We start from the raw sequence: 13,387 nt of genomic DNA, 5'->3' as shown, positions 1-13,387 counted from the left end.
GCGGAGGTTTTGACCATGCTACGTCTTTTTTCAGCGATTCAACTAGGAACACTCGCCTTAACCAATCGCTTGGTGGCAACGCCTGTCCCAAGCCGATTTAGCCATGGCGGCGGCTTTCTCAATCGGAGCCTAATTTTGGAATATGGGCGCTGGAGCAGCTATGGCATTGGCTTGATTATCAGCGAGCCAGTGTTGGTGCAGCCAAGCCCAAATCTAGCCAAACCTGGCTTGAGCGCCGATGCGCATATTCAGGCCTTTCGTAATTTGAACCAATGCTTGCACGAATATCAAAGCCAGTGCTTGCCACTCTTGCAGCTTGCCAGCCAACCAGAACCAATGCTTCAGCCAACCCATTGGCCCAACTTGCGCGAACAACTGCTGTTTGCTGCTTGGCGCGCCTATGCTGCTGGTTGCCCGGGCGTGGTGATTGATGCCAACACTGGCTCGTTCTTTCATCAAATGCGGGTCAGCAAACAAGTGCCCCCAACCTCGCGCAGCCAGTTGTTGCTCGAAAGCATCGAGGCGATTCGCGGTTGGCTTGGGCGACGCTTTGTGGTGGGCGTGCGCTTGGTCGTCGATGATCTCGTACCCGATGGCGTGAGTTTGCAGGAAAGTCGAGTTTTGGCCCACGAATTGGTGGCGGCGGGCGTTGATCTGCTCGATATTGTGGTTGGGCGTTCGGTTGCGCCAATTGCCCAATTTCCTGGCTGGCAAATTCCCTTGGTGGCGGGCATCCGCAGCATTGTTGATGTGCCATTAATTGCCCATGGCATGCTTGGCGACCCGTGGATTGCCGAAGATATGTTGCGCGAAGGCTGTGCCGATTTGGTGGGCCTTGAAACGGCAATTTCGGCCACACCGCATTGGCCAATTTGGGCGCGCCAGCAACTCGAACGCGGCGTTGAAGCAGCATGACGGGAGCCAGCCTGCGCCATGGTATAATAGCCAAACCATGGCGCTGAAAGAAGGATCGAAGATATGGCAAAAACAATCTTCATCATGGATGATGATCTCGCACTCCAGATGGTGATGGAGATCGCCCTGCGCGAGGTCGGCTATGAAGTCGTGCTGGCGAATAACGGAGTCGAGGGCATTGCCCAACTTGAAACCTTAAAACCTGATCTGATTATTTCAGACATTATGATGCCAGAGATGGATGGGGTTGAGGCATTCAATCAAATTCGCGAGCGGATACAGGATGAAGGCATTCCTATGGTGATCGTCACGGCGCTTAATCGTAAGCCATGGTTCAGCGACCTTGAAGAAGAAGGTGCTGTTATTTTACAAAAGCCGTTCGAGGTCGATACATTCATCGACTTAATCAACACCATGGTGAGTGATTAGTGGTCTTTTTGTGCCGACCAGTGCGACCATGTTCGTCGCGATGGTCTCGTTCTCGATTGTAATTCGTGTATTTTTACTACGATACCCCTTGCGGTTAACCAAACCCAAGGGGCTTTTGTTGCCCAAAATTGGCCAATTGTGAAAATTGCTCAATTTCTCATCCAAAATTCTTTTGATTTTTGCCCCTGAATATGATAGCGTAGCAAGCGACGAACAAACACTCGCCCTATGGAGGCTTTGCGATGAGTGATCGCCCAAATGAAGATAAGAAATTGCACGATCCAAAAGCTACCGTGCAGTTAACCGCTGACGATTTGGCCGCCATGCGAGCCGAATTGCAACAAGAAAAAGATAAAGCGAATCAATTTGCCACCACGCGTTTGAACGAGGCCGATGCTGCGCCGTCAACCAACAAGAAGTTGGAAAATCCGTATGCGACTGTCCAACTCAATCCCGAGGAGATGGCGGCCTTGCGCGCTGAAGCGTTGCGAGTTAAGGCCGAAGCGCAAGCTGCCCAAGCTGCTCAAGCAGTTCAAGCTGCGCCAGATAATGTTAGCTCAATGCGCGGTGGTGCGGTGGCGAATACGCCAGCAGCTCCAGCCACCCATCAAGCGTTCCCTGATCAAACGGTGATTATGAGCCCAGGTCAGGCCCGAGCGCAATATGGCAATGCTCCAGTTGATCAATCGTATCCAGCGCAAGCGCAGAACCAATATGCGCCACCAGCCCAAAATCAATATGCACCACCAGCGCAGCAACAAAACCAATACGCACCGCCAGCGCAGAACCAATATGCGCCACCAGCCCAAAATCAATATGCGCCACCAGCGCAGCAACAAAACCAATACGCGCCCCCAAGCCAACAAGGCTATGGTCAGGGCCAGAACTATCAAACCGTGCAGCAAAGCTATAATCCGCCAGCCCAAGGTGGCTTTACTGCACCACCAGCGCCGCTCAACAACGAAAATTTCTTGCAAAAGTATGGCATTTATCTGTTGATTGGCTTTGGGGCAACCTTGATCGTGGCAGCTATTTTGTTGCTTGTGGTTGGTTAATTGGTGTAAGCGAGCAGTTTAAGGCTGCTCGCTTTTTTTTAGGCTTTGCATGATTGAACTATTGCAAGCAATTGAAGCTAGTGTACAGCAGGTCGCTAGCGAAGTTTGTACCCCGATTCAGGTGCCGCCGTTTGTGGCCTTGATTCACCCTGATGATCCAGCGCCATGGTTTAATTATGCGCTGCCGATTGCGCCGCTCGAAAATGCGGCGGCCAATTTGCCAGCGCTGCGCCAAGTGTTTCAGCAACATCAACGCCAGCTGCGCTTTGAATGGACGGATGAGCTATGGCCAGAATTAGCATCAATGCTGCAAACCGCTGGCATCAAGGTCGATCATCGTAACCCGCAGATGATTTGCCCACCAGAGAACTTTCAGCCTTACCATAACCCCGCTGTTGAATTACGTTGGCTCACGACCGCCGATGATCTGGGGTTGTATCGCCAAGTGACGCGGCTTGGCTTTGGCGATTATTCAGCAATTGGCCAAGCTGATGTTGATAGTTTGCACGAGGCCTTGGATGCTGGTTGGCGCTATGCTATGGCACTGATTGAGGGCGAATTGGCCGCCGTTGGTGGCTATAAACCAACCCCTTCGGGCGTGGTCGAGTTGGTAGCGATTGCAACCCTGCCAGGTTGGCGACGGCGCGGGGCGGCGGCGAGTTTGACCAGTTTTTTGGTTGCCGACCATTATGCCAAGGCTGGCAAATTGGCATTTTTGTTTGCCGCCGATGCGATTGCCCAAGCAACCTATGCCAAAATTGGCTTTCAACAAATCGCCACCCATTTGGCGGCAACCGAGGAGTAGCCCATGCGCCGTTGGCTTTATCTGGGGTTTGTATTGATTATGGTTGGCTGTGGCCAAGCGCCGCCTGCGAACAGCAATCAGGCAGCATTTGCCAACCCAACAGCCGAGCCAACGCTGATTAATCTCAATGCGTTGATAACATGGGAGCCAGTGCCAGCCTATACGCCACCGGTTCCAACTCCAACCACACTTCCGCTGCCACCTCAACCAACGCCAATCGCCGATGTATGGCCAAACGAGCAAGCAAGCGCGCTGCGCCCAGCATTTGCCAGCGATGCCAACGATCCAAGTATGCCGCGCTACGCAATGCAGATCACGCTCGATCCAGCGGCAGGCAGCTATAGCGGCAGCCAAGTTATTAGCTATACCAACACAACCGGCGCAAGCATCAATAGTGTGGTTTTGCGCTCATATCCCAATTTTCCGCCCGATGTGCAAGGCGATGGCGGCGATACAACGCTGAATGTAACCAAGGCGTGGAGTAACGCTGGCGAGCTAACGATTAGTCGCGAAGCAGAAAATAGCGCCTTTCGGATTAACCTCGCCACAGCATTAGCCCCCAATCAACAGGTTGTGATCAATACGAGCTTTGCTGGCACGATCAAGGCTTGGCCCGATGGCTCGTATCCTTTGCTTTCGGCCTATCCAATGCTGGCGCGTTGGGATGTTGCGACCAACGATTGGCGCATGGATGTGACGCGCTTTCCTGATCGGGTGTTGGCTGAAACGGCGCTCTATCTGGTCGAACTCAATTTGCCTGTTGAGTACGAGGTTATTGGCGCAGGCAGTGTATTGCGTCAAAGCGCTGATCGTAGCGTTCGCACCTATGTTAGCGGGCCAGTTCGCGAATGGGCTGCTGCCATTGGCGAATTTTCAAGCAGCAGCACAATGATTGATGAACTTGAAGTGACCGCTTTTGGCCCCGAGTATCTTGACCTTGAGCGGGTGCGCGAGATGGCGGCGGGGGCTTTGAGCAGTTATCAAGCCAAATTTGGCGCGTATCCCTATCGTAAACTCGATTTGCATGTGATGCCGTGGGATAGTCGTGGTGGTATCGAATACCCCGCCTATACAATTATTTTGATCGATTCTGTGGTCAACCGCGAGATTGATTATGTGGTGTTCCACGAGGTTGCGCATCAGTGGTGGTATGGCATTTTAGGCAATGATATTTATCGCGAGGCTTGGCTCGATGAGGCCTTGGCCAATTATTTGACCTACGTTGCAACCCAAGATGTGCTTGGTCAAGCCGCCGCCAATAGCTATTACACAGGCGAAATCGAGCGTTTGGAGCACAGCAATCACGCCAATGGCAACTGGCCAGCAGGCTTAGCGATTAACGAATATCCCTCATTCAACAGCTATTATCGCGCAGTGTATGGCAAAGGCGCGGCGATGCTGCATCAACTGCGCATCAAGCTTGGCGATCAAGCCTTCTTTCAAGGTCTGACCCAACTTAACACCCAGCAGCGCTATCAAATTATCAGCCGCAGCGATTTCCAAGCGGCGATGGAGCAAAGCAGCGGCCAAGCACTAGGCGAGTGGCTGGATAGCTGGCTCGACTGGTGAGAACGATTGGCCTTGCGAGCGTTCGTTGATTCTGGCCAATAAATCGACCTGCATGCCTTCTCGGGCCACAAATGCCAAGGGATAGACTGCTTGGGCATCGGCCTCGATCTGGTCGATTTGGCTATCGGTGTGAGCTGGTTCGTGATGAAATAACGCGACTTGCTTGATATTTGCCACATGCGCCAATTCGATGGCCATTTCCCAGGTGCTATGGCCCCAGCCTTGGCGGCTGGCCTTGGGGTTGGCATATTCGGTTGGCGTATAGTGGGCATCGTGGATGATTAATTCGCTATCACGGGCAAAATTAGCCAAGCGCTGATCGGTGCCAATATACGATTCAATATCGGTTGCGTAGACCGCACTGACCCCATTTTGCTCAATCCGATAGCACATCGAGCCGCCACGGGGGTGACCTAACGAATGATAGGCGCGAATTTCCACCGAGCCAGCAGGACATTGCTCCTGCTCATCGTTGGCAATGCGCAGCGGCGTAGGCGCATCTGCATTCCACCACAAGCGCTCGCCACCTTCGATTAACAAAGTGCGGCGGCGGGCCAACAAGCCCGGGCGTTCGGCCAGCATTGAGTGTGATGAAGCGCTGGCCAATAATTCCCAAACCCGATCTTGATAGAGATTCCACGGAGCCACGATATAGATCATCTGATCTTCGCGGTAGAGTGGCGGGAAATGCGGCAAGCCTTGAATATGATCATGGTGATAATGGGAAAGCAAAATTAAAATTGGGCGGGGATTGACTTGGTTTAATAATTGATGGCCAAGCTCCACAATGCCAGTACCAGCATCAAAAATCAATTGCTGGCCTGCTACGCGCATTTCAACACACGAAGTATTGCCACCTGTTTTGCTAAACTCAGCGCCAGTGCTAGGATGACTGCCGCGCACTCCCCAAAATTGGGTTACAAATTCCTGCGTCATGAGTGCCCTCGATGTTGCAATGCTTACTCGTCACGTAATTCTACGATAGGGGTATTGGTTAAGAGATGTTCATGCACAATTCGGTTAATCGCTGTGCCATTGAGTTGGCAATAGACGACCCGTCCGGGCTGAATGATTGCATTTGGGCCACGTTCACAGCGACCAAGGCAGTTGCTCAGACGTACTTCAACGGTTTCGTGTAAATCGGCAGCAGCAAGTGCGTGCTCAAAATTGCGTTGCACCTCGGCCAGTTGGCTTCCACAGTGCAACCCATGACAAAGATAGATGCGATACGTTGATTGCTGATTCATTCAGTTTGCTATTCACCCGTTCTCTATGGGTATGATAGGCCAGCGCCTAGCTGCTGTCAACAGCAATCTATGCCTATTTTGGGTATAAGCAAGCTTTTTTAATTTTAGTCCAAGGCCGATAATCTGCTAGGCTCGCTCGTTAATTGCTGCTTAAATAGCCAAGCTCTCTGGCGTGCTTGGCCCGAGAGCTTGGGTTGGGTTATTGATGATTAACTGGCAGTTGCAGGGTGAAGATACTGCCAACGCCCATGGTACTTTCGACGGCAATTGTGCCATTGTGGGCCTCGGCAACATGTTTGGCAATCACCAAGCCCAAGCCGGCCCCGCCAGTGCTAGCCAAGGTATCATCCAAGCGCACAAATGGCTCGAAAATGCGTTCGAAATCAGCTTCGGGAATCCCCACGCCGTTATCGCGAATCGAAACCCGCACCAATTGATCATCTTGATAGACCGAAACTTGAATCACGCCACCAGCATTGGTGTATTGGCTGGCATTCTCCAACAAGTGGCGCACTGCATTATCAACGCCATGCACATCCATATGAATCATCAAGGGCGTTTGGATGCCGCCAACGTAGATATTGCGCACCAAGGTTTGGTTTTTCTCGCCAAAGGTTGGTTGCATATCGTTGCAAATCGATTGCACCACGCCGCGCAAATCTGCTTGGGTAAAATCCATTTGGTTGGAGCGCACTTGTTGTAGGTAAATCAGGTCGTTGATATGGCGTAACAGGCGTGTGCTGTTGCGTTTCATCAATTCCAAGGCTTCGCGTTGGCCATCGCTAATCGGGCCAAGCGCTTGCATATTTAATAAATCCAGGTAGCCGTGAATGACGGTTAATGGCGTGCGCAGCTCGTGCGAAATCGTCGCCAAGAAATCGTTTTTGGCCTGATCCAGCCGTGTCAGCCGCGTATTGGCATGCTCCAGCTCGCGCACATGCGATTCCAAGCGCCCGACCAGTTGTTGGCTGTATTCGCGCATGACGCTGGGCGCATCGGTGCTGGCCAAAACTTCGCGCGTGCCGCCGATGTAGCTAGCCACCAAATCGGGCAAGGCGCGAGGGTCGATTGGCTTGGAGATGTAGCCATCGCAGCCAGCAGCCAAGGCCCGTTCGCGATCGCCAGGCGTGGTGTTGGCTGTTAGGGCCACAATTGGGACATCGGCAAGTTGCGGCGTGGCTTTGAATTTGGTGGTTAATTCGTAGCCATTCAAGCCTGGCAAATTAATATCCATCAGAATCAAATCTGGGCGATCAGTTTGGGCCGATTTCCAACCTTCGTTGCCGTCATTGGCGATGATAATCTGATAGCCACGGGTTGCAAGTACCCGCCGAACTAAGCGTTGATTATCGTGATTATCTTCAATGTAAAGAACCCGCGTCGAACCTGCCATGACGGTTATTTCCTTCTAACTAGGTTATTGTTGCTCAATTGGAGCTTGGGTGTTGGCGGTGGCAATCGCAAATGAGAAGGTGCTACCAACCCCAACTTTGCTATCAACCCACAAATCGCCATCGTGCAAATCGACCAGACGGCGCGTAATTGAAAGCCCCAAGCCCGACCCCAAAATACCTCTGGCGCTGGCATGCACTTGCTGAAACTCTTGAAACAGCTTGCTCAAAGCTTCTGCATCCATCCCAATGCCTGTATCTTGGACGCTAATCACAATCCAATCTCCGGGCAAAAGATAGTGCGAGCCAATTGGCGTGGCTTCGTGCACAATCCGCCGCGTTGCGCGCACCACAATTTGGCCGCGATCGGTAAATTTTACCGCATTTGAAATCAGGTTAATCACAATTTGGCGCAGCCGCGTTGGGTCAACATCCATCGGCGGCAAGTCGGGCGCAATATCGATGCGCATGGTCACAGGCTTGGAATTCAGCCCGTGCATAATATCGACTGCCGATTGCACAACTGGCAGCACGGCGGTTGCTTCGCGGTGCAAGGCAAATTTGCCAGCTTCGATCCGCGCCATATCCAAAATATCGTTGATCAGATCGAGCAAATAGCGCCCGTTTTTGTTGATCGTCTCAAGGTCTTCGCGCTGTTCTTCGACGATTACTGGCGAAAGTTCATCGATCAGCACGGTTGAGAAGCCAATAATTGCATTCAACGGCGTGCGTAGTTCGTGCGAAATGCTCGCCAAAAACTGCGATTTCAAGCGATCGGCTGCTTGAGCGCGGTCGAGGGCTTCACGCAACTCGCCAGTGCGTTGGGCCACCAAATCTTCCAAGTTTTGGAATGAGAAGGCGTTTTCAATCGTCAAGCCAACCATATCCGCAAAGTTGAGCAACAAGGCTGCATCTTGGATTGTTACCAAGCGGCCTTGCTCGTAGTAGTCGGCGGAAATCAGGCCCAGCACTTTTTCACGGCCCAAAATAGGCGCTTGCACATACGAATCGCCGCCAGAAATAAATTGCTTGGACTGAATCACTTGCGGGTGTTGCCAAGGATTATCAACAATCACCGCTTGGCGCGATTTGATCACGCTGGCTTCGATGGTGTCGCTTTCAATCGTGATTGGATCAGAGAGCGCCGAACGCATAAAATCGGATTCAAGCTCGTAATTATTCGGGCCAAACGAAGCCGACACAACTTCAATCAAATCGTCGCGCAGCAAATAGAGTACAGCCCGATCAAAGCCTAGTCGTTGACATAACAATTGAGGGATGTGATCAAGCACGGTATTCAACGAACGTAGGCGTTTTAATTCGTTGCTGGTTTCGTTGATAGCCGCCATTTGCTGAGCATTAACTTCCAAGGCATCGACTTTTTCGCGCAAGGCCGTGCTCATTTGGTTAAACGAAAGGCTGAGGCGGCCAATTTCATCGTTGCCATGGACGACCAATTGTTGATCAAGCTGGCCTGAGGCAATGCGTTGTGCGCCAACCTCAAGCTCGCGCAACGGTCGGATGATCGTTCGTGCCAAGCCAGTGGCCAAAATAATGATCAAGCCTGAGGCGATCAGCAATACGGCGAGGAAATTGCGGCGTAATTGCTGTTGCTCGCGCTCGATTGCCAAACTTGCATCGCGGGCGGGGCTAATTACGTCGTCGATTGGCAGCACCAAGGCCACCACCCAGCCAACCGTGCGCATTGGCGAGTAGGCCAAATAGCGGTCGCCGCCATCGAGTTGCAAACGAGTTACGCCCGGCAAATTATTGCGAATATTCTCGCGCAACGAGGCAAAATTCGGATCATCGCTCTCAAACAGATTTTGCTTTTGAAAGGTTTCATCCCAGCGCGTGTTGCCAGCCTCAAGCTCAGGCCGAATCAAAATATTGCCATCGTGATCCATCACAAAGGCATAGCCCGAGGTTCCAGCATCGATCCGTAGCACATCCGATTGAATCGTGGTCAGCAGCAAATCCATGCCAATGACACCAATCATTTGTTCGTTGACGTTGACTGGAGCAGAGACAGTGATATTGAGTTGTTTGGTTGCTGCATCGACGTAGGTGCCGATCCAGGTTGGGCCGTTGGCAGCTTCGGCGGCCTGATACCACGGGCGTTTGCGGGCATCGAAGCCATCGGGCAAAACGCTGACCACCCGCACATCATCGAGCACCATCACGCCTTCCTTGGTGGCCAAATAGCCCAAGGAAATTAATGGGTTCAGGTTGACATTGCTTTGGAGTGCGCCAGTGATTTGGCGCGCACGGGCGACGGTGAGCCGTAGTTGATCGGGGGGAATTAGGGTTGGGCCGCTGCCAGCCAGCCAAAACGGGTCGGGCCGCGTATCTGCCAGCCGATCAAGTGGGCGACTAAAGGCCTGTTGGGTAATATTGACCATGGTTTGGACTTGGCGTTGCACACTCAACAAAGCCTGATCATACAACTCGGCTTTATCGATTGCTCGACTCATGAGCATATTTTCTGCTTGGAGTAAGAGGGTATTTTCGCTTTGCTTGACTGCTGCCGAGCGTGCTTGGGAGATGCCATTCAGGCTCAGCCAACCAACAATAATCAGCGCTGGCAGCGAAACTCCCAATGCCAGCAACAAAACCCGCGCTTGAACCCCAAAACGAACATTTCGTGGTTGTGATGTCATAGGCCAACGCCCCGTGTATTGCTGGAAGCAGAGTCAGATCTGTAGGTATTTTTGGTGGCTTCTAGTGTAGCATAAAATAGCTGATCGAAGATCGAAGCGATTTTGATCCACGAAGGACACGAAGCGCACGAAGAACGAAACCGCGAAGCACGCGAAGAACGCGAAGAGTACGTTTTTAGCCACAGATTGCACAGATTTCTCTGATTATTCTGCAATGCCGATAGCCAAGAGCCAAATAGCCATAGCTTCTCTACGCCTCTGCGTTAAAGAACCGATCCACGAAGGACACGAAGCGCACGAAGGACGAAAACCGCGAAGTACACGAAGAGTACGTTTTTAGCCACAGATTCCACAGATTATTGGGATGAGGTTCGTGCCAGCCCAAAGCCCATCGCCTGATCCCCGACCCCTGACCCCCGATCCCTCGGCTATTGGCTTTCATCCTTCATCCCTCATCCTTCATCCTTTCGCTATGTTCTATGTTCTTTGCTCTATGTTCTATATGATTTTTGCTTGTATACTTTGATCTGATTCTCTGGTGCTTTGGGAGGCATTGCATGAGCGAACACCAGTCGGAGCAAGCGCTTGGCGTGGATAGTCCGGCCACGCGCTCATTGTTGCAACGCAATCGTTGGTTGCGGCGCTTGATGAAATTGGGATTTGTGGTGATTGGCCTGTTCTTCTTTATTTTGGCTTTGCGGCTGTTAAGTAAAGGTGCAGGCGGGCTGGGGCCGTTTCTCACCAAAACGTTGGGCATTGAAAATGCGCTCAATACGCTGGGCTTTGGCTGGCTGTTTGCTTATGGCGTGTTGAGCGGCTCGCCAGTAGCGGGGATTGCGCTTTCGTTTCTCGACAGCAAAGTCATCGATCCGCTGCAAGCCTTTACCATGATTACTGGTTCGCGGCTTGGGGCCTCATTTATTGTGCTGGTGATTGGCTTCATCTACTTTTTGCGGGGCCGTGAAAAAGCCGCCTCGCTCTCGATTGGCGTGCTGGCGCTGAGCGTGACGGCCACCACCTATATTCCTGCATTGGCGATTGGCTATTGGCTGCTGACCGATAGCGGCCTCGACCAAGTGCGCATTGCCTTGCCCTCGGCGATTTTCGATTTTGTCGAGCAGGTGTTTGATCCGATTGTGGCTTGGCTGCTGCGTACAATTGATGGCGGGATTATCAATATTTTTGGCGCAACTCCCGCAACCAGTGGCGTGCTGCCAGCAACCAGCGTGATCATTTTTATTATTGGGGTTAGCACGCTGCTCTTTGCCTTCAACCTCTTGGATAAAGCGCTGCCGCAAGTTGATGCTGAACATAATGCCTTTGGCCGCATCGGCGGTTTGATTTATCGGCCTTGGGCAATGTTTTTGCTGGGTGCGTTCGTCACCTCATTAACTTTATCGGTTTCGGTTTCGCTCTCGATTTTGGTGCCACTTTCGGCGCGCGGCTTTATTCGGCGCGAAAATACCTTGCCCTACATTATGGGAGCCAACATCACCACCTTTATTGATACGCTGGTGGCCTCATTGTTGATCAAAGATCCATTTGCTTTTACAGTGGTGCTGGCCGAAATTATCAGCATTAGTGTGATTTCATTAATTATTCTGCTGTTCCTCTATCGCCCGTATGAGCGGTTAATTTTGCGCTTGCTTGATCGGGTGGTCAACGACACGCCGATGTTGGTGACATTTATGGTGGTGATGGTCGTGACTCCGATTCTGCTGTTATTTATCTAGGATCAATATGAAGCCTTTTAATTTAATGATTTACCTTGATGGCTCTTCGGCGGCGCGGCGCATGGTGGCCTATCTTGCGCCACTGGCCCGCCAATCCCATGTCAACACCACCTTTTTGGTTGACGAAGCGCATCAAGATGAAGCCGAAATGTATTTTTTTAACGCTGAGCAATTGTTGCAAAGCGACCATGCGCCAACCAGAACCATGCGCGGTGCAACCCCAGAACGGGCGATTGTGCTCGAAACCCGCGCTAGTCAGCCCGATTTGGTGGCTTTTGGGCCGTTGCGCAAGGAAGGTTGGCGACGTTGGCTTGGTCAATCGGCCATCGGCTCGTTGGCGCGCCGCTTAACCTGCTCGATGTTGTTGATGCAAGGCCGACCTAATGAACTGCGCCGCGCTTTAGTCTGTGCCGCAGGTGGGCCAGCAACCCTGCACGATGCCCAAATGACGGCCTCAATTATCGGGCCGCTCGGCGGACAGGTCACGATTTTGCACATTGTTTCGCAATTGTCGCTGACCTACAAGCCAGAAGAGCGCGACCCTGAGCGCTTGGCCGATTTGGTGATGGAAAAACAGGGTGAAGTTGCACGCAATATTGCTGCCGCCAAAACGATTTTGACCGAGCGCGGCGTGGCAACCAGCGTGCGGATTCGTGCGGGCATGGTGCTCGAAGAAATTCAAGCAGAGATTAAAACCGGCGGCTATGATCTGTTGGTGATTGGCGCACATCGCGCGCGCACGCCGCTTGATCGAGTGTTGCTCGAAGATGTCAGCGCCGAGATCTTGTTTAATAGCCCAATTCCTGTTTTACTTGTACAAAATACCAGCGATTTCTAAACCATGATCAAGGAGTGTGCCATGGCCGTCTTGCTACTCGATAACTACGATTCCTTTACCTATAATTTGTATCAATATCTCTGCGAACTTGGGGCCGAGGTTGTGGTTAAGCGCAACGATGAAATTGAGGTCGATGACATTCGCAGCATGGAAACAATCGACCGCATTGTAATTTCGCCTGGGCCGTGTACACCTGCCGAAGCGGGCATTAGTGTGCCGCTGATTCGCGAATTGTGCATGGAATATCCGATTTTGGGCGTTTGCTTGGGCCATCAATCAATTGGCGCAGCTTTTGGCGGGCGAGTGATTCGCGCTCCCCAGTTGCGTCACGGCAAAACCTCGCCGATTACCCATTTGAATGTTGGGATTTTCGCTGGCGTGCCATCGCCATTCACCGCCACTCGCTATCACTCGTTGATTGTCGAAGAAGCAAGTTTGCCCAGCGATCTTGAGGCAACCGCCTGGAGCGATGATGGCTTAATTATGGGTTTGCGCCACCGTAGCTTGCCAATCGAGGGCGTGCAATTCCACCCCGAATCGATTATGACTGAGCATGGCAAAGCCTTGCTTGCCAACTTCCTGAGCATTCCCAAGCCAGAATTGGTTGAAAGCAAGAGCATAGAACATAGAGCATAGAACATAAAGGCTATAGGCTTCAGGCTATAGGCTATCGGGAATAGGACCAAACGCCAATAGCCAATAGCCAATAGCCAATAGCCAATAGACCAAAGCCAATAGCCAAAAG

Annotated in this window: 12 protein-coding genes; 8 read left to right on the top strand and 4 right to left on the bottom strand. The window is 52.0% G+C overall.

Translation table 11 applies throughout. The features are described from left to right. Positions 1–15 precede the first annotated feature (15 nt). The 5 genes from C5S61_RS03420 to C5S61_RS03400 all read left to right on the top strand — a co-directional run bounded on the left by C5S61_RS03420 (position 16) and on the right by C5S61_RS03400 (position 4,773). Positions 16–915, top strand: coding sequence for an oxidoreductase (locus tag C5S61_RS03420; protein ID WP_110513709.1), 900 nt, complete (start codon positions 16–18; stop codon positions 913–915). Positions 916–978: 63 nt separating this feature from the next. After that, the gene (locus tag C5S61_RS03415) at positions 979–1,344 is read left to right on the top strand and encodes a response regulator (protein ID WP_012188143.1); all 366 of its coding nucleotides are present in this window, start codon (positions 979–981) and stop codon (positions 1,342–1,344) included. A 242-nt stretch (positions 1,345–1,586) separates the two neighbouring features. Then, complete coding sequence (locus tag C5S61_RS03410; RefSeq protein WP_110513708.1) at positions 1,587–2,399, top strand: hypothetical protein; 813 nt, start codon at positions 1,587–1,589, stop codon at positions 2,397–2,399. A gap of 49 nt (positions 2,400–2,448) precedes the next feature. Further along, a complete protein-coding gene (locus C5S61_RS03405) occupies positions 2,449–3,204 on the top strand; it encodes a GNAT family N-acetyltransferase (RefSeq protein WP_110513707.1) in 756 nt (251 codons plus the stop codon). A 3-nt stretch (positions 3,205–3,207) separates the two neighbouring features. Then, the gene (locus tag C5S61_RS03400) at positions 3,208–4,773 is read left to right on the top strand and encodes a M1 family aminopeptidase (protein ID WP_110513706.1); all 1,566 of its coding nucleotides are present in this window, start codon (positions 3,208–3,210) and stop codon (positions 4,771–4,773) included. On the opposite strand, the gene C5S61_RS03395 is transcribed toward C5S61_RS03400, so the two are convergent. The 4 genes from C5S61_RS03395 to C5S61_RS03380 form a co-directional block, all read right to left on the bottom strand. Then, on the bottom strand, positions 4,738–5,709 hold the full coding sequence (locus C5S61_RS03395) for an MBL fold metallo-hydrolase (RefSeq protein ID WP_110513705.1): 972 nt from the start codon (positions 5,707–5,709) through the stop codon (positions 4,738–4,740). The two genes, C5S61_RS03400 and C5S61_RS03395, sit on opposite strands and share 36 nt — an antisense overlap. Before the next feature lie 23 nt (positions 5,710–5,732). Next, positions 5,733–6,020, bottom strand: coding sequence for a (2Fe-2S) ferredoxin domain-containing protein (locus C5S61_RS03390; protein WP_110513704.1), 288 nt, complete (start codon positions 6,018–6,020; stop codon positions 5,733–5,735). 199 nt (positions 6,021–6,219) lie between these two features. Next, positions 6,220–7,413 (bottom strand): sensor histidine kinase, encoded by a 1,194-nt coding sequence (locus C5S61_RS03385; protein WP_110513703.1) that lies wholly within the window; start codon positions 7,411–7,413, stop codon positions 6,220–6,222. 24 nt (positions 7,414–7,437) lie between these two features. Continuing rightward, positions 7,438–10,071 (bottom strand): sensor histidine kinase, encoded by a 2,634-nt coding sequence (locus C5S61_RS03380; RefSeq protein WP_110513702.1) that lies wholly within the window; start codon positions 10,069–10,071, stop codon positions 7,438–7,440. Positions 10,072–10,628: 557 nt separating this feature from the next. Here C5S61_RS03380 and C5S61_RS03375 point away from each other — a divergent pair. From C5S61_RS03375 to C5S61_RS03365, 3 genes are read left to right on the top strand one after another with little or no spacing between them, the layout of a single operon-like run. After that, positions 10,629–11,804, top strand: coding sequence for a hypothetical protein (locus C5S61_RS03375; protein WP_110513701.1), 1,176 nt, complete (start codon positions 10,629–10,631; stop codon positions 11,802–11,804). Positions 11,805–11,811: 7 nt separating this feature from the next. Continuing rightward, positions 11,812–12,642 (top strand): universal stress protein, encoded by an 831-nt coding sequence (locus tag C5S61_RS03370; RefSeq protein ID WP_110513700.1) that lies wholly within the window; start codon positions 11,812–11,814, stop codon positions 12,640–12,642. Positions 12,643–12,663: 21 nt separating this feature from the next. Then, a complete protein-coding gene (locus tag C5S61_RS03365; protein ID WP_110513699.1) occupies positions 12,664–13,278 on the top strand; it encodes an anthranilate synthase component II in 615 nt (204 codons plus the stop codon). The last annotated feature ends 109 nt before the right edge of the window (positions 13,279–13,387 follow it).

Source organism: Herpetosiphon llansteffanensis (assembly GCF_003205875.1).
Lineage (GTDB): Bacteria > Chloroflexota > Chloroflexia > Chloroflexales > Herpetosiphonaceae > Herpetosiphon > Herpetosiphon llansteffanensis.
The sequence above is the reverse complement of the archived record's forward strand: the minus strand, read 5'-3'. Positions and strand labels throughout refer to the sequence as shown.